General features: G+C 45.9%; 21 protein-coding genes and 16 tRNA genes. 13 read left to right on the top strand and 24 right to left on the bottom strand.

Translation table 11 applies throughout. From position 1 onward, the window contains the following. Positions 1-9: 9 nt before the first annotated feature. Positions 10-1,731 (bottom strand): N-acetylmuramoyl-L-alanine amidase, encoded by a 1,722-nt coding sequence (locus FLM53_RS09295; RefSeq protein ID WP_176680791.1) that lies wholly within the window; start codon positions 1,729-1,731, stop codon positions 10-12. Further along, positions 1,725-2,189, bottom strand: a complete 465-nt coding sequence (tsaE, locus tag FLM53_RS09290; RefSeq protein ID WP_017632706.1) for a tRNA (adenosine(37)-N6)-threonylcarbamoyltransferase complex ATPase subunit type 1 TsaE — start codon at positions 2,187-2,189, stop codon at positions 1,725-1,727. Before tsaE ends, FLM53_RS09295 begins: the two co-directional genes overlap by 7 nt. A 211-nt stretch (positions 2,190-2,400) precedes the next feature. Here tsaE and queG point away from each other — a divergent pair, with 211 nt between their 5' ends. Beyond that, complete coding sequence (gene queG, locus FLM53_RS09285) at positions 2,401-3,543, top strand: tRNA epoxyqueuosine(34) reductase QueG (protein ID WP_176680790.1); 1,143 nt, start codon at positions 2,401-2,403, stop codon at positions 3,541-3,543. Between the two features lie 633 nt (positions 3,544-4,176). On the opposite strand, the gene FLM53_RS09280 is transcribed toward queG, so the two are convergent. From FLM53_RS09280 to orn, 17 genes are all read right to left on the bottom strand, one after another. Continuing rightward, positions 4,177-4,252: transfer RNA gene (locus tag FLM53_RS09280), tRNA-Gly, on the bottom strand. A 33-nt stretch (positions 4,253-4,285) separates the two neighbouring features. Further along, positions 4,286-4,362, bottom strand: a tRNA-Met gene (locus FLM53_RS09275). Between the two features lie 49 nt (positions 4,363-4,411). Beyond that, positions 4,412-4,487, bottom strand: a tRNA-Gly gene (locus FLM53_RS09270). A gap of 33 nt (positions 4,488-4,520) precedes the next feature. Beyond that, positions 4,521-4,597, bottom strand: a tRNA-Met gene (locus FLM53_RS09265). 49 nt (positions 4,598-4,646) lie between these two features. Next, positions 4,647-4,722 (bottom strand) — tRNA-Gly (locus FLM53_RS09260). Between the two features lie 33 nt (positions 4,723-4,755). Next, a tRNA-Met gene (locus FLM53_RS09255) sits at positions 4,756-4,832 on the bottom strand. 36 nt (positions 4,833-4,868) lie between these two features. Then, positions 4,869-4,944, bottom strand: a tRNA-Gly gene (locus FLM53_RS09250). A 33-nt stretch (positions 4,945-4,977) separates the two neighbouring features. Further along, positions 4,978-5,054, bottom strand: a tRNA-Met gene (locus FLM53_RS09245). Between the two features lie 36 nt (positions 5,055-5,090). After that, positions 5,091-5,166, bottom strand: a tRNA-Gly gene (locus FLM53_RS09240). A gap of 33 nt (positions 5,167-5,199) precedes the next feature. Beyond that, a tRNA-Met gene (locus tag FLM53_RS09235) sits at positions 5,200-5,276 on the bottom strand. Between the two features lie 36 nt (positions 5,277-5,312). After that, a tRNA-Gly gene (locus tag FLM53_RS09230) sits at positions 5,313-5,388 on the bottom strand. 33 nt (positions 5,389-5,421) lie between these two features. Beyond that, positions 5,422-5,498 (bottom strand) — tRNA-Met (locus tag FLM53_RS09225). Between the two features lie 85 nt (positions 5,499-5,583). Next, a tRNA-Gly gene (locus FLM53_RS09220) sits at positions 5,584-5,659 on the bottom strand. A 33-nt stretch (positions 5,660-5,692) separates the two neighbouring features. Then, positions 5,693-5,769, bottom strand: a tRNA-Met gene (locus FLM53_RS09215). A 36-nt stretch (positions 5,770-5,805) separates the two neighbouring features. Further along, positions 5,806-5,881 (bottom strand) — tRNA-Gly (locus FLM53_RS09210). 53 nt (positions 5,882-5,934) lie between these two features. Further along, positions 5,935-6,010 (bottom strand) — tRNA-Gly (locus tag FLM53_RS09205). Positions 6,011-6,190: 180 nt separating this feature from the next. Then, positions 6,191-6,736 carry an oligoribonuclease gene (orn, locus tag FLM53_RS09200; RefSeq protein ID WP_176680789.1) on the bottom strand — a complete coding sequence of 182 codons (546 nt, stop codon included), beginning with the start codon at positions 6,734-6,736 and terminating at the stop codon, positions 6,191-6,193. A gap of 150 nt (positions 6,737-6,886) precedes the next feature. On the opposite strand from orn, the gene rsgA reads away from it, so the two are divergent. The 5 genes from rsgA (at position 6,887) to FLM53_RS09175 (ending at position 13,891) form a co-directional block, all read left to right on the top strand. Next, a complete protein-coding gene (gene rsgA, locus FLM53_RS09195) occupies positions 6,887-7,942 on the top strand; it encodes a small ribosomal subunit biogenesis GTPase RsgA (RefSeq protein ID WP_176680788.1) in 1,056 nt (351 codons plus the stop codon). A gap of 125 nt (positions 7,943-8,067) precedes the next feature. Further along, positions 8,068-8,979 (top strand): archaetidylserine decarboxylase, encoded by a 912-nt coding sequence (asd, locus tag FLM53_RS09190; protein ID WP_176680787.1) that lies wholly within the window; start codon positions 8,068-8,070, stop codon positions 8,977-8,979. Between the two features lie 297 nt (positions 8,980-9,276). Then, positions 9,277-10,692, top strand: a complete 1,416-nt coding sequence (locus tag FLM53_RS09185) for a DASS family sodium-coupled anion symporter (RefSeq protein ID WP_176680786.1) — start codon at positions 9,277-9,279, stop codon at positions 10,690-10,692. A 296-nt stretch (positions 10,693-10,988) separates the two neighbouring features. Further along, positions 10,989-12,869: a methyl-accepting chemotaxis protein gene (locus FLM53_RS09180; protein ID WP_176680785.1), complete on the top strand. Its 1,881-nt coding sequence runs from the start codon at positions 10,989-10,991 to the stop codon at positions 12,867-12,869. 134 nt (positions 12,870-13,003) lie between these two features. Beyond that, positions 13,004-13,891, top strand: a complete 888-nt coding sequence (locus FLM53_RS09175; protein ID WP_176680784.1) for a DMT family transporter — start codon at positions 13,004-13,006, stop codon at positions 13,889-13,891. A 57-nt stretch (positions 13,892-13,948) separates the two neighbouring features. On the opposite strand, the gene epmA is transcribed toward FLM53_RS09175, so the two are convergent. After that, positions 13,949-14,920, bottom strand: a complete 972-nt coding sequence (gene epmA / locus FLM53_RS09170) for an elongation factor P--(R)-beta-lysine ligase (RefSeq protein ID WP_176680783.1) — start codon at positions 14,918-14,920, stop codon at positions 13,949-13,951. Positions 14,921-15,371: 451 nt separating this feature from the next. Between epmA and frdA the strand changes: the two genes are divergently transcribed. The 4 genes from frdA to frdD are packed head-to-tail and all read left to right on the top strand — an operon-like array spanning position 15,372 to position 18,752. Continuing rightward, the gene (frdA, locus tag FLM53_RS09165) at positions 15,372-17,204 is read left to right on the top strand and encodes a fumarate reductase (quinol) flavoprotein subunit (RefSeq protein WP_176680782.1); all 1,833 of its coding nucleotides are present in this window, start codon (positions 15,372-15,374) and stop codon (positions 17,202-17,204) included. Continuing rightward, positions 17,204-17,968 carry a succinate dehydrogenase/fumarate reductase iron-sulfur subunit gene (locus tag FLM53_RS09160; RefSeq protein ID WP_017631312.1) on the top strand — a complete coding sequence of 255 codons (765 nt, stop codon included), beginning with the start codon at positions 17,204-17,206 and terminating at the stop codon, positions 17,966-17,968. Before frdA ends, FLM53_RS09160 begins: the two co-directional genes overlap by 1 nt. A gap of 1 nt (position 17,969) precedes the next feature. Beyond that, positions 17,970-18,353, top strand: coding sequence for a fumarate reductase subunit FrdC (frdC, locus tag FLM53_RS09155; RefSeq protein ID WP_008219063.1), 384 nt, complete (start codon positions 17,970-17,972; stop codon positions 18,351-18,353). 12 nt (positions 18,354-18,365) lie between these two features. Further along, the gene (frdD, locus tag FLM53_RS09150; RefSeq protein WP_017631313.1) at positions 18,366-18,752 is read left to right on the top strand and encodes a fumarate reductase subunit FrdD; all 387 of its coding nucleotides are present in this window, start codon (positions 18,366-18,368) and stop codon (positions 18,750-18,752) included. Positions 18,753-18,943: 191 nt separating this feature from the next. Here the strand turns inward: frdD and efp are convergent, their stop codons facing one another. Beyond that, positions 18,944-19,510, bottom strand: a complete 567-nt coding sequence (gene efp, locus FLM53_RS09145; RefSeq protein WP_017067165.1) for an elongation factor P — start codon at positions 19,508-19,510, stop codon at positions 18,944-18,946. 33 nt (positions 19,511-19,543) lie between these two features. Between efp and epmB the strand changes: the two genes are divergently transcribed. The 3 genes from epmB to FLM53_RS09130 all read left to right on the top strand — a co-directional run bounded on the left by epmB (position 19,544) and on the right by FLM53_RS09130 (position 21,701). Further along, a complete protein-coding gene (gene epmB / locus FLM53_RS09140; RefSeq protein WP_176680781.1) occupies positions 19,544-20,566 on the top strand; it encodes an EF-P beta-lysylation protein EpmB in 1,023 nt (340 codons plus the stop codon). Between the two features lie 13 nt (positions 20,567-20,579). Beyond that, positions 20,580-21,107 (top strand): prepilin-type N-terminal cleavage/methylation domain-containing protein, encoded by a 528-nt coding sequence (locus FLM53_RS09135; protein WP_176680780.1) that lies wholly within the window; start codon positions 20,580-20,582, stop codon positions 21,105-21,107. A gap of 105 nt (positions 21,108-21,212) precedes the next feature. Further along, positions 21,213-21,701: an MgtC/SapB family protein gene (locus FLM53_RS09130; RefSeq protein WP_048607785.1), complete on the top strand. Its 489-nt coding sequence runs from the start codon at positions 21,213-21,215 to the stop codon at positions 21,699-21,701. 100 nt (positions 21,702-21,801) lie between these two features. Here the strand turns inward: FLM53_RS09130 and FLM53_RS09125 are convergent, their stop codons facing one another. The 3 genes from FLM53_RS09125 to groL form a co-directional block, all read right to left on the bottom strand. Further along, positions 21,802-23,226: a sensor domain-containing diguanylate cyclase gene (locus tag FLM53_RS09125; protein WP_176680939.1), complete on the bottom strand. Its 1,425-nt coding sequence runs from the start codon at positions 23,224-23,226 to the stop codon at positions 21,802-21,804. 280 nt (positions 23,227-23,506) lie between these two features. Further along, entirely contained in the window at positions 23,507-24,064 is a 558-nt protein-coding gene (locus FLM53_RS09120; protein ID WP_176680779.1) for a VC2662 family protein, read from the bottom strand. Positions 24,065-24,679: 615 nt separating this feature from the next. Beyond that, positions 24,680-26,326 (bottom strand): chaperonin GroEL, encoded by a 1,647-nt coding sequence (gene groL, locus FLM53_RS09115; RefSeq protein ID WP_048607778.1) that lies wholly within the window; start codon positions 26,324-26,326, stop codon positions 24,680-24,682. Positions 26,327-26,343 lie beyond the last annotated feature (17 nt).

Below are 26,343 nucleotides of genomic sequence, written 5' to 3'. Positions count from 1 at the left end.
TTACCAAAATTATTTATGCGGAATAATCAGAACTTGGCCTATCGCCAGTTCATCAGAGCGTAGCTTGTTCGCTTGGCGAATACTGTTAACGCTCACGCCATATTTTGACGCAATCTTGCCAAGGTAATCGCCTCTTGCGACTTTATGTTTGCGCAGAGGGACATCTTTAACTTCAACCGTAATACGTAACTTTTGGCCCACTCTCACCGTCTCTGATTTCAAGCGGTTCTCACGTTTGATATCTGCCACCGATACTTTGTAGCGGCTGGCTATCTTGCCTAGGTACTCTCCAGACTTAACCGTGTGAGTAATAGTTTTCGTTTTAACAGCACTGCTTGATGATGAACTTGAAGCGTTGCCCGGAATCTTAAGCACTTGGCCGATCGCTAGGCTGCTTGATTTCAGATTGTTCAGTTTCATCAAGGCCTGCGTTGATGTGCCATATTTGCTCGCGATCACCGATAAAGATTCGCCACGAGACACTTTATGTTGGCTTACACTGCCCGTTGATGATGTTGCATTCGACAAGATAATCCCTTCAGGTGGGTTAGCTTTTAAATACTTCACCACGGCTTTGGTTACAGCACGCGCTAGTTTGTCTTGGTGCGAACGCTGGAAAAGCAGTTTCTCTTCCGTCGGGTTCGAAATAAAGCCAGTTTCGACAAGTACTGATGGAATCTGTGGTGAACGTAATACTGCCAAACTGGTGTTAATCGGCTTGCTGTTGTGTAGCTTAGCAACCTTACCCATTTCAGAAAGAATTGCCGTTGCCAGCTTATAACCTTCTTTTTGCGAGTGACTGAACTGCAAATCCAACAAGGTTTGGTTCACGTTCTTATCATCGATATTGCCGGTGAAAGCCGCACCGCTACCACCAAGCAGTTCAGACTGCTTCTCTTTGTTCTCAATCCAGCGAGAGATCTCTGTATTTGCACGTCGAGTATTCAATACAAACACCGAACCACCTCTTGGTTGAGGCGTCGTGAAAGCATCGGCGTGAATAGAGATCATCAAGTGAGCTTCATTCTCACGAGCAATCGCAACACGTCGGTTCAGGTTTACAAAGTAATCGGCATTACGTGTTAAGCGTGTCTTTATTCCCGGCACTGCATTGAGATGTGCCGCGAGCTTTTTAGAAATGCTTAGAGTCGCGTCTTTTTCGTATTTACGCGTAGGACCAATCGAACCCGGGTCTTCACCACCGTGGCCAGGATCAATCACGATCAAAATGTCTTTTTGACGCTTAACCTGATTAATGTCTTTGCTTACGGTCGGCTTGCTCGGCGTTGTAGCTGGTTTGCTCTTACTCTTCGCACCGTGAGGAAGATCGATAACCAAGCGGTGACCATATTGACCACCCGGTGTTGGGCTCAGTTTAAAGAGTTCTGCATTAGAGGATTTCTTTAATTCAAAAACTAAGCGATACGTCCCTTTCTGCGGTGGAGAGCTCTTACGAACTTTCGATAACACAGGGCTATCTTTCACCACGACAGGTAGCTTGGTTGCTAACTCAGTATTTTTTAGATCGACGACTAAACGACTTGGGCTACTCAAGGTGAAATAGCTAAAGTCGACTTCTGATTTGAGATCGATAACCACACGAGTTTCTTCAGGTGAGGGCCAAACCCTCAAACCTTTCAGTGAATTCGCAGAAACAAATGATGAAAACAATAAAGAGAAAACAGCAGCCATCATGGCTACCGTTGAAAAAAGGCGTTTAGAAATCAACATAACTCCAACTGACTAAGTAAGCGCTGTCCGTATTCACTATTAGCGGTTAAAGAAACAATACGGTGATCGTCTTGGTAACGAATATCAATATCCATGTCCGCTTCTGGCAGCATGCCATAGCCTTTTTCAGGCCATTCAACCAAACAGATCGCGTCAGGGGTAAAGTAATCACGAATCCCCATAAACTCGAGTTCTTCAGGATCGGCTAGGCGATATAGGTCGAAATGATACACCTGCCAATCTGCAAGTTGATAAGGTTCAACTAAAGTATACGTTGGGCTCTTTACATTTCCTTGATGGCCAAGTGCTTTTACAAAGCCACGACTGAACGTCGTTTTACCTGCGCCAAGATCACCATGCAGATAAATAGTCGTCTGCTGTGAGCAAAGATTAGAAAGCTCCGTTCCTAGTTGAATCGTTGCTTGTTCATCTTTCAAAGTAAATTGTTTAGTGCTCATGAATACGTTCTCTAAAAATCGATCGTTGACTATATAAAAATCAAAAGAACAAGAATAGTAAACCGTGATGCTTTTGGGAGACAAGCACTCAAGTGTAAGTTCTATGAAAAATACTGCTCAAAACACGTCTGTTCTGGTCAATACCACTAAGATCCGTTAAGATCCGCCCCCATTTTTGCCGAACCTAATTTTAATCGATAAGAATCAAGCCATGAACCTAGACCATCTTGCTGAAAAAATTAAAATTTGGGGAAAAGAGTTAGGCTTTCAAAAAGTTGGCATCTGCGATGTTGATTTAAGTGAACACGAAGCTCCTCTTCAAGCATGGCTAGATGCGGGTAATCACGGCGAAATGGATTGGATGGCTCGACATGGAATGATGCGAGCACGTCCTGATGAGCTTCACCCTGGCACCATTCGAGTGATCAGCGCCCGAATGAACTACCTACCACCAGCAGCTCAATTTGCCTCTAACCTAAGCGATACCACTCAAGGCTATATCAGCCGTTACTCTTTAGGCCGCGATTATCACAAATTGTTCCGTAACCAGTTGAAAAAGCTGGGACAAAGAATAGAGAAAGAGGTCGAAGGTTTAGACTCACGCCCTTTCGTGGATTCAGCGCCTATCTTGGAAAGGCCGCTTGCTCAAAAAGCAGGACTGGGTTGGACAGGTAAACACTCGCTTATTCTCGATAAAGACGCTGGGTCTTGGTTCTTCTTAGGAGAGCTACTGGTTAATATCCCTCTTCCAGTCGATCAGCCTAGTGTTGACCAGTGTGGTAAATGCACCGCATGTATCACTTCTTGTCCAACAGGTGCCATTATTGCAGATGGCATTGTAGATGCGCGCAAATGTATCTCGTACTTAACCATCGAATATGATGGCGTGATCCCTGAAGAATTTCGAGACGCGATAGGAAACCGTATTTACGGTTGCGATGATTGCCAATTAGTTTGCCCGTGGAATCGTGAAGCTGATATCACAGAACAAACTGACTTCCACCGTAGAGAAGATTTCCAAGAAGCTGATCTCGTTTCACTTTCAAGTTGGGACGAAGCAACCTTCCTGAAGAAAATGGAAGGTTCAGCAATAAGACGCATTGGTCACACCCAATGGCTACGCAATATTTTCGTCGCGATGGGCAATGCACCATTTCAACAACGTATTGTTGAAACGCTTGAGTCTCATCGAGGGGAAAGTGACTTACTGGACGTTCACATTGAGTGGGCTTTGCAAAAACAACTACAGCAGTTACCCAACTCAAATAGCGCGCAAGAAGGTAGCAGCAAAATCGCCACTAAAAAGCATAGATTGATACGTATTGTTGAGAAAGGCCTTCCAAGAGATGCCTAGCCCTTTAAGTATCAAGGATTGTCTCGTTGCACCACATCAGCAGTCCAATATTTAAGACAACCCGTTGCACATAATTTTAGAACAATGTTTGACCTTGTTCTCAATTTTAACAATGTGGAAAAAATTCAGATCTCTCGTAAACTTCCGACACCCGCACAAAGTTAAACACAGTGCTGATAAATGATTAAGATCAAAAAACAACAAGTTAACGATCTTTTATCAAATTAAAGATACACAACTAACCTTATAAAAAACAGCAAGTTACCAACACTATGATTCAGCTAATATATTGAAAACAAGAAAGATCTTTTTGAGATATATAAAGAATTAAGCCTGAAATAACTTTATCAACCAAGTTATCCACATCGAACTATTTGTGGATAAGTCTGTTTATAGATGTGAAAAACCTCAAGTATCTGCTTCAGAGACCTGATGTTTACTAGCATTCCAGCTGCTAAGAAAAATTTAAGACAAAAAAATATCCACCATGATGGAGGATTATTTGCTTTTTTGGGGGATTATGCTTCGCAGCATTAAAGAAAGAGCGTGACCTCTAAGGTCGCCTTTAAACTCTGTGATCTAAAGAAAAACACGGTGGTTTAAAGTATCTTATTAGCTTTTTTAGAAGAAAGCTGGAGCGATACATCGGGTTCGAACCGATGACCTCAACCTTGGCAAGGTTGCGCTCTACCAACTGAGCTAGTATCGCATAAGTTAATCGCTGTCGCGCTTAACTGTAATGTGGTTGCGGGAGCCGGATTTGAACCGACGACCTTCGGGTTATGAGCCCGACGAGCTACCAAGCTGCTCCATCCCGCGTCCGGATGCATTGTTTAAGTCAATGAGTCTTGTCTCTAGGAGACTAATTTGGAGCGATACATCGGGTTCGAACCGATGACCTCAACCTTGGCAAGGTTGCGCTCTACCAACTGAGCTAGTATCGCATGAGTTAACCGCTGTCGCGTTTAACTGTAATGTGGTTGCGGGAGCCGGATTTGAACCGACGACCTTCGGGTTATGAGCCCGACGAGCTACCAAGCTGCTCCATCCCGCGTCCGGATGCATTGTTTAAGTCAATGAGTCTTGTCTCTAGGAGACTAATTTGGAGCGATACATCGGGTTCGAACCGATGACCTCAACCTTGGCAAGGTTGCGCTCTACCAACTGAGCTAGTATCGCATAAGTTAACCGCTGTTGCGCTTAACTGTAATGTGGTTGCGGGAGCCGGATTTGAACCGACGACCTTCGGGTTATGAGCCCGACGAGCTACCAAGCTGCTCCATCCCGCGTCCGGATGCATTGTTTAAGACAATGAGGCTTTAAATTGGAGCGATACATCGGGTTCGAACCGATGACCTCAACCTTGGCAAGGTTGCGCTCTACCAACTGAGCTAGTATCGCATAAGTTAATCGCTATCGCGCTTAACTGTAATGTGGTTGCGGGAGCCGGATTTGAACCGACGACCTTCGGGTTATGAGCCCGACGAGCTACCAAGCTGCTCCATCCCGCGTCCGGATGCATTGTTTAAGACAATGAGGCTTTAAATTGGAGCGATACATCGGGTTCGAACCGATGACCTCAACCTTGGCAAGGTTGCGCTCTACCAACTGAGCTAGTATCGCATAAGTTAACCGCTGTCGCGCTTAACTGTAATGTGGTTGCGGGAGCCGGATTTGAACCGACGACCTTCGGGTTATGAGCCCGACGAGCTACCAAGCTGCTCCATCCCGCGTCCGGATGCATCATTTAAGTTGATGATTCTTTAATTTGGAGCGATACATCGGGTTCGAACCGATGACCTCAACCTTGGCAAGGTTGCGCTCTACCAACTGAGCTAGTATCGCATAAGTTAACCGCTATCGCGTTTAACTGTAATGTGGTTGCGGGAGCCGGATTTGAACCGACGACCTTCGGGTTATGAGCCCGACGAGCTACCAAGCTGCTCCATCCCGCGTCCGGATGCATTGTTTAAGACAATGAGACTAAACCATTTTCATTCTGAGTACTTTCTCAAGGAGATGACTTCTAAGAATTGAATTTGGAGCGATACATCGGGTTCGAACCGATGACCTCAACCTTGGCAAGGTTGCGCTCTACCAACTGAGCTAGTATCGCATAAGTTAATCGCTGTCGCGCTTAACTGTAATGTGGTTGCGGGAGCCGGATTTGAACCGACGACCTTCGGGTTATGAGCCCGACGAGCTACCAAGCTGCTCCATCCCGCGTCCGGATGCATCATTTAAGTTGATGATTCTTTAATTTGGAGCGATACATCGGGTTCGAACCGATGACCTCAACCTTGGCAAGGTTGCGCTCTACCAACTGAGCTAGTATCGCATTATAAAAGGTCTTTCACCTTTCGATTACCGCTTTCGCCATAACCTACAAATTGGAGCGATACATCGGGTTCGAACCGATGACCTCAACCTTGGCAAGGTTGCGCTCTACCAACTGAGCTAGTATCGCAATCTGAAAACGTCTTTCGCCGTTCAGGGCTGCGAATTATAAGAGCATTTTTTTGTGATGCAAGTCCTTAATGCAAAATTACGAAACTTTTTACTCAACTGCTGTAAAAGCACACAGATTTGCAAAAAAATTAGCTCTTATGTCCCTGAAAAGTTAGATAAACGTGATCATTTTATCCGACTAGATGTTAATAATCGTTTTTCGGTAGTACTGCAGCTCTGCGATCGACTCTCGAATATCATCAAGTGCTAGGTGACTTCCAGACTTTGAAAAACCGTCTAACACTTCAGGCTTCCAACGACGAGTCAGCTCTTTCAGCGTGCTTACATCGACATAACGGTAGTGGAAGTACTCTTCCAATTCTGGCATGTGCTTGTATAGGAAGCGGCGATCTTGACCGATGCTATTGCCACAGATTGGAGACTTACCTTTTGGTACCCACTTCTCAAGAAACTCAATCGTTTGTTGGATGGCATCTTGCTCTGAAACCGTGCTTTCTTGGATTCGCTTCACTAGGCCGCTGCCGGTGTGAGTCGTTGTGCACCACTCGTCCATCTTGTCTAATTCACTCTTAGGTTGGTGAATAGCCAAAACAGGTCCTTCAGCAAGGATGTTAAGCTCACTATCGGTAACGATAGTCGCAATTTCAATGATTTTATGAGTTTCAGGATCAAGTCCTGTCATCTCTAGATCTACCCAAATTAGGTTCTGATCGCTAAAGGACATAAGGCGTCGCCTATTTGTTTAAGTGTAAAAGAGGTACTATACCCAAATAACTATACTCAAACTAGCTTTAGGGCCATCGAAATCATGTGGCACCAGCAACACCCAGTTTGAGTTCCCAATCATCAAGTTAGATGTGTTAAGTGAAAAATTGTGGCTAAAAAAAAGAAGTTAACCAAAGGTCAGGTACGTCGAGTACGTAGCAACCAGAACAAGCGACTCAAGAAAGAAGATTCTATCCAATGGGATGAGAACATGCTTGGCGGAACCAAAAGCGGACTCGTGATTACGCGCTTTGGCCAACATGCTGATATCGAAGATCTTGAAACAAACGAAGTTCATCGTTGTAACTTACGCCGTAGTATCGAGACATTGGTTTCTGGTGACCGAGTGACTTGGCGTGCAGGCTTAGAATCCATGGCTGGTATTTCTGGCGTTGTAGAAGCCGTTGAACCAAGAACTTCAATGCTGACTCGCCCTGATTACTACGACGGCCTAAAACCGGTTGCGGCTAACGTTGACCAAATGGTTATCGTATCGGCTGTGCTACCAGAGCTATCACTTAATATTATCGATCGCTACTTGATCGCTTCTGAAACGGTCAACATCGCACCTCTTGTTGTTCTGAACAAGGTAGACTTGCTGACCGAAGAACAGATTGCGGAATACCGTGAGACGCTTAAAGAGTACGAGAAGATCGGCTACAAAGTGATGTTCGTGAGTAAAGAATCTAGCTACGGCATCAAAGAGCTGGAAGCTGAGCTCAAAGATCGCATCAACATCTTCGTTGGTCAGTCTGGTGTGGGTAAATCAAGCCTAGTGAATGCGTTAATGCCAACGCTAGACATTGAAGAGGGTGAAGTCTCTGAGAACTCAGGTCTTGGCCAACACACCACCACCGCAGCTCGTTTGTACCACTTCCCTTCTGGCGGTGATCTTATCGATTCTCCAGGGGTTCGTGAGTTCGGCCTATGGCACCTTGAAGCGGACGAAATCACTGAAGCCTTCATCGAATTCAAGCCTTACCTTGGCGGCTGTAAGTTCCGCGACTGCAAGCACAATGATGACCCTGGCTGTATCCTGCGCGAGGCTGTTGAAGATGGAAAGATCAGTCGACTGCGTTTCGACAACTACCATCGCATCATTGAAAGCATGGCAAATAACAAAGATAACCGTCAGTATTCACGCAACAAAAAAGCGGATCTCTAATCGCGTTTTTGTGAACAAATGTGTGCATTTACTGACAATTGGCGCGAATTTAAGTAACATCTCGCGCCCTAAAGCATCATCGACAGATTTAATTGAACAACAAATAGCATTGGAAAATTAATACAATGGATAAGATTAAAGTTGGATTGCAGTACTGGATTCCACAACATGGACTGACTCGTCTAGTCGGCAAACTTGCGTCTGCTAAAGCGGGCGGCTTAACGACAGCGATCATCAACTGGTTCATCAAGCAATACAAAGTGAACATGGATGAAGCTCTGCATAGCGATCCAAAGCACTTTAAAACATTCAATGAATTCTTCGTACGTGAATTGAAAGAAGGCATGCGCCCTATCGCTGAAGGCGAGTCTGTTATCGTTCACCCTGCCGATGCTCGCGTAAGCCAATTTGGTCCAATTACTGACGGCCAACTGATTCAGGCTAAAGGTCACAATTACTCAGCTCGCGAGCTATTAGGTGGTGATGCAGCCTTAGCAGATGAGTTTAAAGACGGTGAATTCGCAACGCTTTACTTGTCTCCAAGTGATTACCACCGTGTGCACATGCCATGCGACGGCACACTGCGCCAAATGATCTACGTTCCGGGTGACCTTTTCTCTGTAAACCCATTAACAGCAGAGAACGTTCCAAACCTATTCGCACGTAACGAGCGCGTAGTGTGTATCTTTGATACGGAATTTGGCCCAATGGCACAAGTGTTGGTTGGTGCAACTATCGTAGGTTGCATCGAGCAAGTATGGGCTGGCACTATCACTCCACCACGCGGTAACTCGGTTTACAAGTGGGATTACCCAGCACAAGGTGATAAAGCTATCATCTTGAAGAAAGGTGAAGAGATGGGTCGCTTTAAGCTTGGTTCAACGGTTATTAACCTGTTTGCGAAAGATGCGATCAAGTTCGACGACACAATGCAAAATGGCGAAAAGACCGTTCTAGGTACACCTTTCGCGCACATTGCTGGCAAAGAAGTTGAGACTGAAACTGTTGATTCAGCAGAGAATACTGACCAAGCTTAACCGTTTGAGTTAACTCATTCAGTTTTAAAGGCGCGTTACTTTTTCTATTTCAGAGAAGAACGCGCCTTTTTCTTATCTAGTTCGAGACGCTTCCCTTCAAGATTTCAATCAATCTAACTACCGACAACCTTGCTCTCAACGATCAGTACGTTGAATTACCAAGAAAAAAGATTGACCAAAAACAAAACAACTGTCGAAACCTTAAACAACTTTTCGATTTTATAACCCGTCTCCAAGTACCAAAAATCCAGATAACTTACTCTATTTGAAGATATTTTATTCATAGGGTCTTTGTACATGCCTAAACTCAATGTTGGCGTTATGGTCAAGCTGTTGATTTGTTTTGCGATTCCCTTAGGCGTGTTATTCATGCCAATAGATTCAATACCTATCGATGACCTGACGTTGATTCAACACCGCCTGCTAGCGATATTCCTACTTGCTGCCCTGCTTTGGGTACTTGAGCCCGTTCCAGTTTTCGCCACCTCGATACTGATCATTGCACTTGAACTGGTGATGATTTCCGACAAAGGCCTGCACCTATTTCGAAACCCACCAGCAGGTCACGATCTCGGTGATTTAATCAAATATACCGACATATTCGGTGCATTTTCATCACCAATCATTATTCTGTTCATGGGTGGTTTCGCACTTGCGATCTCTGCATCTAAGTACGAACTCGATAACAATCTAGCTCGAGTTCTATTGAAACCATTTGGTACAGAACCGCGCTTCATCATGCTCGGTTTAATGTTGATCACTGCTGTGTTCTCGATGTTCATGTCGAATACCGCTACCACCGTTATGATGCTAGCACTGCTCGGCCCTATCGTGGCATCTGCACCAAAAGGCGATATGGGTATCAAAGCGCTCGTGTTGTGTATTCCCATCGCGGCCAATACTGGCGGTATCGCGACACCCATCGGCACTCCACCCAATGCCATCGCACTGCAATACCTAACCGGTGAAAACACCATCGACTTCTTGAGCTGGATGATGATGGGCTTACCCTTTGTGATCATCCAACTCACTATAGCTTGGTTCCTTCTTCAGAAAATCTTTCCTTCCAAGCAGAAAAACATGGTACTCAAGCTCAATGGGCAGTTCAGAAAGAGCTGGCGAGCGATCGTGGTTTACATCACCTTCGCGGCGACCATCTTGTTGTGGATGACCACCAAGCTGCACGGCATGAACACCTACGTGGTCTCTATCATTCCACTGGCTGTGTTCACTCTGACAGGCATCATGGGCAAAGAAGAACTCAAGCTGATCAACTGGGATGTGCTTTGGCTGGTTGCAGGTGGTATTGCGATTGGTATCGGCCTTGATAAGACAGGTTTAGCAGCAGCGTTAGCACACGCGATTGACTATGAGTCGCTCTCACCTGCTGCCGTCGTTCTCACGTTGTCTATCGTGTGCTGGTTAATGGCAAACTTCATGTCGAACACCGCGACTGCTAACTTACTGATGCCAATAGCCGCTGCGATTGGTGCATCGATGGAAAGCCTAGTTGCGATTGGTGGCTTACAAGGCTTGTTGGTTGTGGTTGCCTTCTCTGCATCACTCGGCATGATTCTTCCAGTATCAACACCGCCCAATTCACTGGCCTACTCGACTGGGCTTATCGAAAGCAAAGACATGGCTAAGATGGGTATCATCTTGGGGATTGTCGGCTTGTTGATGGTTTACCTCGCGTTGTTCATCATTACCTAATAACCGTTCAACGATCACCCTTACTCCTGACTAAGGCGCTAAATGTAAATTTAGCGCCTATTCGTGCTATATCACGGATAACTATCGGAACAAGCAATTGATTTTTAAATCAATTAATAACTGTGATTTTACTTCACTGTTTTACAAAAAGCAGAGTAAATATATTTAGAATTTATGATTTCAAACACATTCATTCTGCCTAAGACAGCGGCACTATACGCCTATCAAAGACACATCAATTCATTATTAAGTACGTCACCGTAGTTAGGTTTTGTCTAATCAGAGAGGAATGGACCTTGAGACATACTATTAAATTTAAAATTCAGATCGCCATTGCGATCATTATCGCCGTAGTGAGTGGTACCCAAGCTTGGATATCGGTTACCCAGCTCACTCAAGAGACTGAAGTCGCGATCAACCAAGAAATGAAGAATGTCAGTGTAGGGACAACCAATTACATTGCTGATTGGCTCTCGACTCGCAGTGATATGATGCTGGCCAATGAGCCGACCATTTCAAGCAACAGTAACTCTGACCGCGAATTACTAATCACCAAACAAGCCGGGCAATTCCTATCAGTTTACGCCGGGTTCAGCGATGGCACGATCGCTTATGGCGATAAAACGGAAAGCTGGCCAGCAGACTACGATCCTCGTACTCGCCCATGGTACAAAGATGCCAACGCCGCATCAGACCTTATCATTACTGAACCGTATCAAGATTTCGATGGCAGCATCGTTATCAGCTTTGCTAAAGCCTTCAGTGGCCAAAAACAGGGCGTGCTTGCTGCAGACTTAACTGTCACCAGCATTATCGACACCGTTCTTAACGTAAAACTGGATAACGATGGCTTTGCCTTCTTGGTCGATGGCAACAACAACATTGTTGCGTACAGTGATGAAGCGTTAAGTCAAAAACCACTTACGAGCTTGAACCCAGAGTTAACCGCAAACCGAGTGTCACAGCTGATTCAAAATCACACCATCACCACATTAACCTGGCCAGGTCAGGGCGATAAGTTGGTTTACATTGCCAACGTGCCAAATACAGATTGGTCTCTGGGCATTGTTATCGATAAAGAGTTGGCGTTCTCTGCGGTATCTGACGCGATTCAATTCATCGCGCTGACCTCTCTGATTCTGTACATCGTGATTTCAATCGCCAGTACCATGGTCATCAACCGCTTGCTTTACCCATTGCAAACCTTATCAGAAGCGTTGACTCAGCTTGCTCAAGGTCGAGGCGATCTCACTCAACGCATTGATATCACACGCATGGATGAGATTGGTAAACTTGCCGAGCTGGTGAACCAGTTCTTAAGCCAAATGCAAAGCATGCTGAAAGGCGTTATCGAGCACAGTCATGATTTAAATAATCACGCAGAAAAAGCCAACCAATTGGCCACTCAATCCTCCATTCGAGTGGAGAATCAACAAAACGATATCAACCAGATAGCGACCGCGATTCATGAGATGTCAGCGACTGCTGCAGAAGTGGCGAGCCATGCGGAATTAACCGCATCCGCATCTCAAGCTTCGGCGACCGCTTGTAATGATGGGCAAGAGGTTATTCAACAAAACCGCGATGCGATTACTAGCCTTGCGAGCCAAGTGGAAGACGCTGCCAATGTCATCCGAGAGCTGGAAAACAACGCGCAAAGCATCAACCAGATCCTGTCCACCATTCAAGGCATTGCCGAACAAACCAATCTATTGGCATTAAATGCTGCAATTGAAGCGGCGCGTGCGGGTGAACAAGGTCGCGGGTTTGCTGTTGTCGCAGATGAAGTGCGAGTGCTTAGCCAAAGGACGCATGGCTCGACGGAAGAGATCCGCGTGATGATTGATACCCTGCAAAAGAACACTGAACATGCCGTAGAAAGCATGACCACCAGTACTCAACTGGCAGAGAACAGTGTTGGTTTCGCAGAGCAAGCTCATGGCAGCCTGACTAAAATCACGCAAGCTATCACCGAAATCAACGACATGGCATTGCAGATAGCGAGTGCAGCCGAAGAACAACGAGCAGTGAGCGAAGACATCAGTCGCAATACACAAGGGATCAAAGATGCCTCTGATGATCTTGCCCAACAAGCGGAAAGCAGCCGCAATAGCTCAAATGAAATGAGTAGCGCTGCTGAGTCGATGCGTCGAGATGTGGAACGCTTTAAAGTGTAACGCGCAGTTAATCACATCAAGCTAAGCCGAACTGTAAACGTTCATGATTCTTTTGTTAAGAATCGCTTTGTTCTCAGTTCGGTTTGATGCATATTGATGAGCTAATTTATCCCAGACACAAGGATGTTATTCAGATGGGATTCGAATGGTTAGCTCTTGCTGCCGCTTTTCTTTGGGCTATTGCCAGCCTAATGTCCGTAAAGCCTGCTCAACACTTAGGCTCTTTCGCCTATAGTCGTTGGCGCATGGGTTGTACCGCTATTATCTTATCGAGCATGGCTTGGTTTACGGGTGGGTGGGCAAGTGTTGAAGCAGACTTAGTCACGCCGATGATGCTGTCTGGCCTGATTGGTATCTTCATTGGTGATACCGCCCTATTTGCTTGTTTGAACCGCATGGGACCGCGCCAAGCAGGATTACTGTTCTCTTGCCACGCCGTCTTCTCGGCGATTCTCGGTTACTTCCTGTTTAGCGAAAGCATGACTTCCGGCGAGCTAATTGGCTCGGCGTTGGTGTTTAGTGGCGTATTAACCGCTATCTTCTTTGGTCGTCGCGGACAAGCCAACAACCAGCTTGAAACCATCAAGGGTACCGTGTGGATTGGTGTCGCTCTGGGCATCACGGCGGCTATCTGCCAAGCATTGGGCGGTATTATTGCCAAACCCGTGATGCAAACCAGCATCGACCCAGTTGCCGCCTCTGCTATTCGAATGATCACCGCCTTTGTCGCCCACTCCGCATTTCGTTTAACGGGCGCTAAGCTCTCACGCGCACTGAATCCGATGAACGGGCAGATATTCGCAATTACTGCAGTGAATGGCTTTCTTGCTATGGCAGTAGGAATGACGCTGATCTTGTATGCACTACAGGAAGGGAATGTCGGCATGGTTGCTCTGTTATCTTCAACCACACCTATCATGTTGCTACCAATTCTATGGCTGTACACCAAGCAGAGGCCAAATGCCTACGCTTGGATCGGTGCCATTGTTGCCGTAGTGGGAACCGGTATCTTGGTCAGCTAGTGAACCAGATTGAAAGCTGAGAGTTACTAGCTATTAGCTCTCAGTAAAAACAGAAAACTAAGAACGCGGGAACGGGAAAGCGGTCACGTCATCGATGTGGTCGTATCCCAAAGCGAGCATGATTAGTCTGTCGATACCCAGTGCAACACCCGCACAATCAGGTAAGCCCGCTTTTAATGCCTCAATCAAATGATGGTCAATCGGTTGAGGCGATAAGCCCATCTCAATACGTTTGGCATTATCATCTTCAAAGCGCTTAAGCTGCTCTTGTGGCTTATCTAATTCATGGAAGCCGTTTGCCAATTCGATGCCTTTAAAGTACACCTCAAAGCGGTCCGCCACTCGCGAATCACTAGGATTAATCTTGGCTAATGCCGCTTGTGAAGCTGGGAAGTCATAAACAAACGCAGGTACTGATTGACCAATCTTTTCTTCGACACCCACACTGAATAGCAGTTGCAGTAAGGTATCGCGGTCTAATTCAGGGTCGGCAATGTCACTCAACCCCAATTTCGCTGCCGCTTGTTTTAGGGTATCCATCGAATCCTCAAGTGGACAGACACCCAACACATCAATAAAGGCTTGTTGGTAAGTCATGCGTTCTGCCTCACCTGACTTTAAGATTTGCTGCAATAGCAGATCCATTTCATCCATCAAATCATGATGATCAAAACCAACACGATACCACTCCAGCATAGTGAACTCAGGATTGTGGTAACGGCCGTTTTCTTCATTACGAAACGACTTACAAATTTGGTAAATACAGCCACTTCCTGCTGCCAACAAGCGCTTCATATGAAATTCAGGACTTGTCATAAAGAACAGTGGTTGGCCTTGCGCATAACCTGGACCGACGAATTCAGTTTTGAAGGTATGTAAATGCACATCCGTCACCGTGGCATGACTCATGGCTGGCGTATCGACCTCCATCACGTCTCGCTCTGCAAAAAACTGGCGGATTTGATTAAGGATATCAGCACGTTGCTTTAACTGCTTAATGGTTGCGGCAGGTTGCCATGTTGAGTGCATTACTAAGTTCCATATCACTGAATTCTAGGCGACGAAAATTATCACTTTTCGTCGCTTTTGTAAGCTTCTATCTTTGTATTAATGAGGTCATCATACGGTTTTCATGAAGCCATAAAATCACGTTCTACAATACATTTATACATATTTGACCTCTCCCAGCATTGATAACAAAAATCATACTCAACAAGCCGTTAACACGAGCCTTGTGGGGGAATCGTTATCAACAATTGATTGCCGTGATTGCAGTCACATAACCTATAAATTCTATGCCTCCATATGCATTACCGAAGCAAAAACCTAAATACATCAATTTTTCAAACACCCTCCTCTCTTACACTGAACCTACCACTTAAGGCTTAGGGGTGATGATCGGTTGATGCCGTTTACTGCTCTCTAAATAGGCTTTTTATAATAACAAGCGGAATACTCCGCATCACACTGGAGAATAACTGTGAAGACAATTACCACAGATATCGCAGTCATCGGCGCAGGCGGCGCTGGTCTTCGTACAGCTATTGCTGCGGCTGAAGCTAATCCTGAACTGGAAGTAGCACTGATTTCTAAAGTTTACCCAATGCGTTCGCACACGGTAGCAGCAGAAGGCGGTTCAGCAGCGGTAATTAAAGACGAAGATAGCTTAGATAACCACTTCAACGATACTGTTGGCGGTGGCGACTGGCTATGTGAACAGGATGTTGTTGAATACTTTGTTGAAAACGCGACTCGCGAAATGATCCAAATGGAACAATGGGGCTGCCCATGGAGTCGTAAAGAAAACGGTGAAGTAAACGTACGCCGATTCGGCGGTATGAAGGTAGAGAGAACGTGGTTCGCAGCGGATAAAACCGGCTTCCACATGCTTCATACTCTGTTCCAGACTTCGATGAAGTACGACACAATCAAACGATTTGATGAGTACTTTGTGGTGGATTTGATCGTTGAAGAGGGCGAAGTACAAGGCCTTATCGCGATTCATATGTCTGAAGGTGAGCTTGTTACCATTAAAGCGAAATCTGTTGTTCTAGCAACCGGTGGCGCAGGTCGTGTTTACCACTGTAACACCAACGGCGGCATCGTAACGGGCGACGGTATGGCAATGGCTTATCGCCACGGTGTACCACTGCGTGATATGGAGTTCGTTCAATACCACCCAACAGGCCTTCCAGGCACTGGCATCTTGATGACCGAAGGTTGTCGTGGTGAAGGCGGTATCATCGTCAACAAGAACGGCTACCGTTACCTGCAAGATTACGGCATGGGCCCTGAAACTCCAGTGGGCGAGCCGAAAAACAAATACATGGAACTGGGTCCTCGTGACAAGGTTTCTCAAGCATTCTGGCACGAGCAGCAAAAAGGCAACACCATCAAGCACCCGCTTGGTGATGTAGTACACCTTGACCTTCGCCACCTTGGTGAAGAGTACCTGCAAGAGCGTCTACCGTTTATCTGTGAGCTTGCAAAAGCCTACGTAAACGTCGACCCAGCAAAAGAGCCAATCCCAATCCGCCCGACGGTTCACTACACCATGGGTGGTATTGAAACTAACGGTACTTGTGAAACTCGCATCAAAGGCCTATTCGCTGTTGGTGAATGTGCTTCTGTTGGCCTACACGGTGCAAACCGCCTAGGTTCTAACTCTCTGGCTGAGTTCGTAGTATTTGGTCGCGTAGCTGGTGAAGAAGCGGTGAAACGCGCTACTGAATTCAAAGGCTGGAATGAAGAGTCTATCGCTAAGCAAGTTAAAGCGGTTGAAGATCGCATCGCTGGTCTACTAAACCAAGAAGGCGATGAAAACTGGGCTGATATCCGTACTGAAATGGGTCACACCATGGAAGCGGGTTGTGGTATCTATCGTCAAGAAGACTTGATGCAAGAGACCATCAACAAGATCACTGAACTGAAAGCGCGCTACAAGAAGATCAGCATTAAAGACAAAGGCAAAGTGTTCAACACTGACTTACTTTACGCTATCGAAGTGGGCTACGGCCTAGAAGTCGCAGAAGCGATGGTTCACTCAGCGATCCTTCGTAAAGAGTCTCGCGGTGCACACCAACGTCTAGACGACAACTGCACAGAACGTGATGACGTGAACTTCCTGAAACACTCTCTATCGTTCTACAACGAAGATGCAGCACCAACTATCGACTACAGCGGCGTGAAGATTACCAAATCTCAACCTAAAGCTCGTCTATACGGTGAAGCAGCAGAGAAAGCCGCTGCCGCTGAAAAAGCTGCAGAAGCGAATGCTAAGAAAGATGAGAAGAGCGAAGAGGAGCAAGCATAATGTCAGCGAACCGTATCCAAAAAGTAGACATTCTGCGCTACGACCCCGAGAAAGATGCAGAACCTTACATGCAGACTTTCGAAGTCCCATTCGATGAAACCATGTCAGTACTTGATGCGATTGGTTACATCAAAGACCACCAAGACAAAGACCTTTCATACCGTTGGTCTTGTCGCATGGCGATCTGTGGCTCTTGCGGCATCATGGTTGATGGCGTGCCTAAGCTAGCGTGTAAGAGCTTCTTACGTGACTACCCGAACGGCCTAACTATCGAGCCATTGGCTAACTTCCCAATCGAGAAAGATTTGATTGTCGACATGACGCCGTTCATTGAGCGCCTTGAAGCTATCAAGCCTTACATCATTGGTAACGACCGTAAGCCTGAAGACGGAACTAACATTCAGACTCCAGAGCAAATGGCGAAGTACAAACAGTTCGCTGGTTGTATCAACTGTGGTCTTTGTTACGCAGCATGTCCTCAATTTGGTCTGAACCCTGAGTTCATCGGCCCTGCGGCACTGACTCTTGCTCACCGTTACAACCTAGATAGTCGTGACAACGGTAAAGCTGAACGTATGAAGCTTATCAACGGTGAAAACGGCGCTTGGGGCTGTACGTTCGTTGGTTACTGTTCTGAAGTATGTCCGAAGAAAGTAGACCCAGCAGCGGCAGTGAACCAAGGTAAAGTTGAGTCTTCAATGGACTTCGTTATCTCGATGTTCAAGCCAGACGGGTCGCAAGTAAAAACAGCAGAGGAGGCATAATATGAGCAATCGTAAGCCTTATGTTCGTGAGATGAAGAGAACGTGGTGGAGCAACCATCCGTTCTACCGCTTCTACATGCTACGTGAAGCAACTGTACTGCCTTTGATTCTGTTCACCGTGTTCCTAACCTTTGGTTTAGGTGCGCTAGTGAAGGGCCCTGAAGCGTGGGCGGGTTGGTTGAGCTTTATGGCGAACCCTATCATTGTCGGTATTAATATCGTGGCACTGCTAGGTAGCTTAATGCACGCTCAAACCTTCTTCAGCATGATGCCTCAAGTGATGCCAATCCGCCTTAAAGGCAAATTGGTTGATAAGAGAATCATCGTACTGACTCAGTGGGCAGCGGTGGCTTTTATTTCTTTAATCGTTCTTGTTGTGGTGTAAGGAGCTTTCGTTATGAACACAAACTACAAAGTTAAGCCTGTTAACCACAATCCTCAACGCTCTGATGAGCCAATCTGGTGGGGTCTATTTGGCGCTGGCGGTACTTGGTTCGCGATGATCACACCAATCACAGTTCTAGTGTTAGGTATCTTAGTACCAATGGGCATCATCGATGCGGACGCAATGAGCTACGAGCGTGTGTCTGAATTCGCTACCAGCATTATCGGTGCGCTATTCATCATCGGTACGCTAGCACTGCCAATGTGGCACGCAATGCACCGTCTTCACCACGGCATGCACGACCTTAAGTTCCACGTCGGTGTTGCGGGTAAAGTGGGCTGCTACTTCTTTGCAGGCCTAATCAGCGCGTTATCTGTTATTTTCATCTTTATGATTTAACAGTTAAGAGCAGATACGGGATTCGAGTAATCGAGTATCGAAGAGCTTAAGAGCGAAAAGACTAGAAGCAGAGCAGGGTTATCTTGTTCTGCTTTTTTGTTTTTCGTATCTCGCATCTCGTTTACGCGCATCTGCTTTTTTTAATACAAAAAAAGGCCGCCTAAGCGACCTTTTCAGATACTTGAAGTAAATTACTTCACACGACCAACGTATTCGCCAGTACGAGTATCAACTTTAACAACTTCACCGATTGCGATGAATAGAGGTACGCGAACTACCGCGCCAGTTGCTAGAGTTGCAGGTTTACCACCAGTACCTTGTGTGTCGCCTTTAAGGCCAGGATCGGTTTCTGTTACTGCGATCTCAACAAAGTTTGGTGGAGTTACTGTGATAGGGTTATCATTCCACAACGTTAGAGTACATACGTCGTTTTCAACTAACCATTTAGAAGTCTCGCCTACTGCTTTTGCATCAGCAGCGATTTGCTCGAATGTTTCGTTGTTCATGAAGTGGTAGAATTCGCCATCGCTGTATAGGTAGCCTAGTTCAACGTCTACAACGTCCGCTAGTTCTACTGTATCGCCTGACTTAAATGTTTTCTCTAACACTTTGCCTGACAGCAGTTTACGAAGTTTAACACGGTTAAACGCTTGGCCTTTACCTGGCTTAACGTATTCATTTTCGATAATTGAGCAAGGCTCGTTATCCATCATGAATTTTAAACCGCCTTTGAATTCATTGGTGCTTACTGACGCCATGATTTTCTCTTCCACATCTTTGAGTTAATTTCAATGCCGCATATCATAACCCGAAAAGTCGAATCTGTTGAGCAAAACTGGCTCAAACAACTATCGAATGCGATCTCTGACCCGACAAAACTGCTTGAGGCATTGGAAATAGACCCAACACCGTGGCAAGCCGGCTTTGCTGCACGTGAGTTATTTGCGCTTCGGGTTCCTCTTAGCTTTGTCGAACGAATGGAAAAAGGCAACCCACACGACCCTTTGCTGCGACAGGTTTTGCCGCTAAGCGAAGAGTTTGAGGTTCATCAGGGTTATTCCGCCGATCCATTAGAAGAGCAAGACAACGCCATTCCCGGACTACTGCACAAATACAAAAATCGCGCATTGATGATTGTGAAAGGTGGCTGTGCGATTAACTGTCGCTACTGCTTCCGTCGTCATTTTCCGTATCAAGATAACAAGGGTTCAAAGTCGGTTTGGCAAACCAGCCTCGACTATGTGGCCCAGCACCCGGAGATCAACGAGGTCATCTTATCCGGTGGCGATCCTCTGATGGCCAAAGACAGCGAACTAGATTGGCTTATCAATGCCATCGAACAGATACCACATGTGAAAACCGTTCGTGTTCATAGCCGCTTGCCTGTCGTGATTCCAGCACGTGTGACCGACGAACTGTGTCAAATATTGGCTAACACTCGTCTCAATGTTGTCATGGTTAGCCATATCAATCACGCCAATGAGATCGATGCAGAGCTCAAGCAAACCTTCCAAAAACTTAAGCAAACTGGTGCGACTCTGCTTAATCAAGGCGTGATGCTGAAAGGGGTCAATGATAGCGCTAACTCATTGAAAGATTTAAGTGAAAGACTATTCGATGCCGGTGTTTTACCTTACTATATGCATGTGCTTGATAAGGTTCAGGGCGCGGCGCACTTCTATATTTCAGATGAAGATGCAAAGCACCACTTCAAGGGTTTGATCTCTGAAGTCTCTGGCTACCTAGTACCTAAGCTCACTCGCGAGATCGGTGGTCGCACTAGCAAGACACCACTCGACCTACACATTGAATAGAGAAGTCGTATCAATGAAACGCAATGCCTCAGTTATGCCACCAGCGATAAAGCACCGCTCAAAAGGCTTCACCATTATCGAACTGGTGGTGGTGATCGTAATTCTGGGTATTGTGTCAGTCACTGCGGCTTCTAAGTTTCTCAACCTTCAAACCGATGCTCGCATCTCGACATTAAATGGCCTCAAAGGCGGGATGGAAGGCGCAAGTGCTATGCTTTATGGTAAGACATCAGCATTAGGCTTAGATAAAGCAGCGAGTGCGTCAGTAAATGTTGAGGGCGACGATATCTTAGTCGTCTATGGCTACCCAGCGGCGATCAACAGTGACGCTTGGTCAATGCTAATAGAATCAACCTTTCTCGATGCAGAGTGGGGAGTCGGCAATGCCGATTGGTATTTTACGAACAGTAACGGTACAGATGGAAAAATTATCTATGCTCCAGCAAGTCGTAAAAAGGCAGGAGATAACTGCTACCTGGAGTATCAAGAAGCGACTGAGACCACGACACCAGTATTCACGTTAACAACAGACGGTTGCTAGACTTTAAATCATCTTTATCAATCGTTAAGACAAAAAGTTTTTGTTCGATCGTCCGGTCTATTATTAGCATACTCAGCTCTATTCTAAATTTTTAGGAGGGGTGATATGACACAATTTATAGAACAAACTCTCAACCTTGCCCCCTTTAGCTGGGCAGGCCTTGCTGTGTGTATGCTGTGTGGTTCGTTAATCGGCATCGAGCGACAAACGCGCGGTAAACCCGTAGGCATCAGAACCTCGATTCTGATCATCAGCGGTACTTACTTCTTCCTCACCATGGCGATTAGCCTTTCCCCCAATACGCTCGATCAAGCTCGTGTGCTTGGTCAGATCATTACAGGGGTAGGTTTCCTTGGTGCAGGCGTGATGATGACGCTCGACGGCAAGATTCATGGCGTGACCTCAGCTGCCATTATCTGGGTGCTTGCTGCGCTTGGGATGATGATTGCCCTTGGTCACCTTTCACAATCAGTCATTATCACGCTAATGGCGCTCGTGATTCTGCTTGGTGTCGACAAGGTGGAAAACAGCTTTCAGAGCTTGCGCCGTGGTGTTCACCAGAAGTGGATGCGCAAAGGTCGCGTGAAGAAATAATACCGCCCTTTATAGCCTTTTGTCTCAAGGCCTAAATGCACGACCACTGATACAAAGAAGCCTAGTCAATCGACTAGGCTTTTCGTTATTTGGTGAGTTGCTAATACACCTCAATACACACTTGGTTCTTACCTGCGGCTTTAGCTTTGTAGAGCTGTTCATCAGACGAACGTATGCTTTGGTTTTCCCACAAGTGCCCGACACTTTCAAACTTATACAAAGAGTAGAGGGTCGCACCTCCAGACACAGAGATACTGATTTTATCGCCTGTTGGGCATCGGTAGCTCTGCAAGCTGATGTCGTTTTGAATTCGCTCAAAGATCGATGAAAGCAGTTCAGATGATTCACCCGTAATCGCGACAACAAACTCCTCACCGCCAAAGCGAGCCACAATGTCTTGCTGCCTAACACTGTTCATCATCAGTTGAGCGACGTGACAGATCACCTCATCCCCTACTTTATGACCATGTTGATCGTTCACCACCTTGAAGTCATCGATATCAAACACGCCCACGCCAATAATCGGCTCTTCATCTTGCGCCAGTAATCGAGCCTCAAAACCACGTCGATTCAATAACCCTGTCAGCGGATCTTGCATCGCTAAATCATTTAAACGCTTATGTTCTTGTTTGGTATAGAAGCGCCACAGCGACAAGGCTGATACAAGATACAAAGCCAGTAAAATGAATAACTGAACCCGCTCCATCTCCAACACATGTAAGAAGTGCTCGCTCTTATCTTCTTCGATAGTCAGGTATAGCTGTGTGTTGATGCCATCGACATACAAAGGTCGTGAGTGGGTAAAATCCATCAAGCCATATTTGTTGGCACCTCTGACACTCGTCACCTCATAACCATGTGCTGGATTCGATACGAGATTAGAGACATAGCCATCAACGCCTAATACCCCTTTGAACTCGCCATTGACGTAGATCCCTTTGGTTAAGGTCACGACTTTCTTTCCGGTCAGGTAGTCATCATATTGGCCGGTATACACCACCTGCTCTTTGCCTTGAGAGAGGCCAAAGCGAATCGTATTCACCCAATAAGGACGGCTATTCACGACCGAATCAAAGGTATCGCCCTTAATGTAGCTAGCAAAGTCAGAAGGCGAAGAGATGATGAACTTCTCTTTCGAGATGAAGTAAATTGCAGAGATGGTCTCTATAGTATTGGCGAAATAAGCCATGGTAGGTGCGATGAATAAGCGCTTGGCCGCTTCAGAGTGAAGTTCTGAATTAGGGTCGCACATCTCGCTTGGGCCAGAGAACATAAAGTCAAAACGAGGGGCTTGCTGCTCCTCACTAATGAAGTAACACGTCTCACCCTCTACCTTTTTGTCATGCGAGAATACATAAGTATCTCCATGCAATGGGTAAAGCGCAGTGATGTTGTACTCAAGCGCATTAATGATCTGTGTGAGCTCGGTTAAAGAGCGTGTCACGCCTTGGTTTTCAATTCCATACTGTTTATCTGATTCTTCCGCTGAATCAACGAGCAACAAGCTCAAAACTACTAAAAAAATGGCGGTCAGGCTTAAGAAAGCCCTTTTAAAATCGACGGTATGGTGATTAATCAAAGCATATAAATCATCGTTGGAAATTTATCGAACATTGTACTTATAAATAAAAATGGCGCAACATTAAATATAAAACAACATGCTTATTGGGTGGCTAACGGGGATTAGATGAAGGCCGAGACTAAAACTAATAACGCCTAAGCAACAAGCTTAGGCGTGAGAATAACTTTAAATCTAGATAAGAAAATCGCTCGCCGATAGTGAAACTAAAGGCTCAGCTAACGTCTTACTTAGCAAAGTTCACAATCGGGAAGCACGGGAAGAAACCGTTGTCAGCACAGTTGATCAGACCAATCTGTACGCCTTCGATTTTGTTGGTTTTGTTGAAGATACCAACCTGAACCGTAGAAACATCTGAAAGGTTAGCTGCGCCAACATCGACCATAGTGTCGCCTTCAGAATAGTTTACAAAACTCACGTTCGCGCCTTTCACATCGTTAGTGATGTTCACGGCACCTAAGTTAAGACCCGTTGTTTGGCCTGTGTTCCAGTTGAAGAAACCCAGTGACGCGCCGGTCATCTCTTGATTCACTTTAGATGCACCAAAAATACCCAGGTTCACACCTGTTGTGGTTTGTGTTTCTGACATACCAACAACCGCAAGGTCAAGACCTTTAAGGTCGTTAACTTGTCCGTGAAGTAAAGCCAAGCGCACACCGCCAACTGCATCTGAATCAGGTGCGTTGAAGCCGTTGATTGTTGAAAACATAACTGGCGAAGAAGCGAATGCCGCTGGTGCCATTACCGCTGCCGACACAGCAAGTACTGAAAGTAGTTTTTTCATTGGGGAGTCTCCACTGACTTATTGTTGACTTGATTTATACATTATCAATCAAGCATTTATTGTCCTTTATTCAACAGCTATCCATGTTAAATCGATGTCATAACTGTACTGTTGAATATAAGACTCTAAATCATAAAGAGCAATATAAAGAAAGGGATACGATAAGAGGTAAGAGTAGCCATCGGCACACATTTCGATGCACAACACTAAAGATTCCCCATCACACTCGTGCCTCGCTGTAGGGAATGACGATGGATAAATGGCTCAAATCAATAACTACCGTCATTCCAGAACTGAGGAACGAAGTATCTGGAATCCTAACACCTCGAAAGCTCCGCTACCCACGTAAGTAGATACCCCACCACGCTCGTACTTCGCTGTAGGGAACGACGATAGATAAATGGCTCAGACCAATAACTACCGTCATTCCAGAACTGAGGAACGAAGTATCTGGAATCTCAACACCTTGAAAGATCCTCTACTCACGTAAGTAGATTCCCATTACGCTCGCGCCTCTCTGTAGGAAATGATGATTTCAAAATACAAAAAACGGAGACCGAGGTCTCCACTTTAAAGCTTATGTATGGCTTTCTCTGCTATAGAGAAAGGGGATGATTACATCATACCGCCCATACCACCCATACCGCCCATGCCGCCCATATCAGGCATTGCAGGAGCTGAATCTTGAGGCTTATCTGTTACCATCGCTTCTGTTGTGATCATAAGACCAGCAACTGATGCTGCGAATTGTAATGCAGAACGAGTCACCTTAGTTGGATCTAGGATACCCATTGCAATCATGTCGCCGTATTCGCCAGTTGCCGCGTTGTAACCGTAGTTACCTTCGCCTGCACGAACGTTGTTAGCAACAACAGACTCTTCATCGCCTGCGTTCTTAGTGATTTGACGGATTGGCGCTTCCATTGCACGTAATGCAACACGGATACCTACGTTTTGCTCTTCGTTGTCACCTTCAAGGTTAGCAACTTTAGATGCAGCGCGGATAAGTGCAACACCACCACCAGCAACCACACCTTCTTCAACTGCAGCGCGAGTTGCGTGAAGTGCATCTTCTACGCGGTCTTTCTTCTCTTTCATCTCAACTTCAGTAGCAGCACCAACTTTGATTACTGCAACACCGCCAGCTAGCTTAGCTACGCGCTCTTGAAGCTTCTCTTTGTCATAGTCTGACGTTGCGTCTTCGATTTGTTGACGGATTTGAGAAACACGACCTTGGATCATCACTTCATCACCCGCACCATCGATGATAGTCGAGTTTTCTTTAGTGATAGTAATGCGCTTAGCTTGACCTAGGTCTTCTAGCGTTACTTTCTCAAGGTCTAGACCGATCTCTTCAGAGATAACCGTGCCGCCCGTTAGGATAGCGATATCTTGAAGCATAGACTTGCGACGGTCACCAAAACCAGGCGCTTTAACAGCTGCTACTTTAACGATGCCACGCATGTTGTTCACAACTAGAGTTGCAAGCGCTTCGCCTTCTACATCTTCAGCGATGATAAGAAGTGGACGAGATGCCTTAGCAACTGCTTCTAGAGTCGGAAGAAGTTCACGGATGTTCGAAACTTTCTTGTCGATAAGAAGAATGAATGGGCTTTCTAGATCAACAGAACCCGCTTCTTGATTGTTGATGAAGTAAGGAGATAGGTAACCGCGGTCGAACTGCATACCTTCAACTACGTCTAGCTCGTCTTGTAGAGCCTGACCTTCTTCAACCGTGATTACGCCATCACGACCTACTTTTTCCATCGCTTCAGCAATGATGTTACCTACTGTCGAATCAGAGTTCGCAGAGATAGTACCTACTTGAGCAATAGCTTTAGTATCAGAACATGGAACAGAAAGGCCTTTAAGCTCTTCAACTGCAGCGATAACCGCTTTGTCGATACCGCGCTTAAGATCCATTGGGTTCATGCCAGCTGCTACCGCTTTTAGGCCTTCAGTAATGATAGCTTGAGCAAGAACGGTTGCTGTCGTTGTACCGTCGCCCGCTGCGTCATTCGCTTGCGAAGCCACTTCTTTAACCATTTGTGCGCCCATGTTTTGGAACTTGTCTTCAAGTTCGATTTCACGTGCAACAGAAACACCATCTTTAGTGATTGTTGGTGCGCCAAATGATTTGTCTAGAACAACGTTACGGCCTTTAGGACCTAGCGTTACTTTTACAGCGTCAGCCAGAACGTTTACACCTTCTAGCATTTTAATACGTGCGTCGTTACCAAATTTAACGTCTTTAGCAGCCATCTTTATTTCCTTTAAAT

The organism is Vibrio sp. Scap24 (genome assembly GCF_013394185.1).
In the GTDB taxonomy this organism is placed as follows: domain Bacteria; phylum Pseudomonadota; class Gammaproteobacteria; order Enterobacterales; family Vibrionaceae; genus Vibrio; species Vibrio pomeroyi.
The sequence above is the reverse complement of the archived record's forward strand: the minus strand, read 5'-3'. Positions and strand labels throughout refer to the sequence as shown.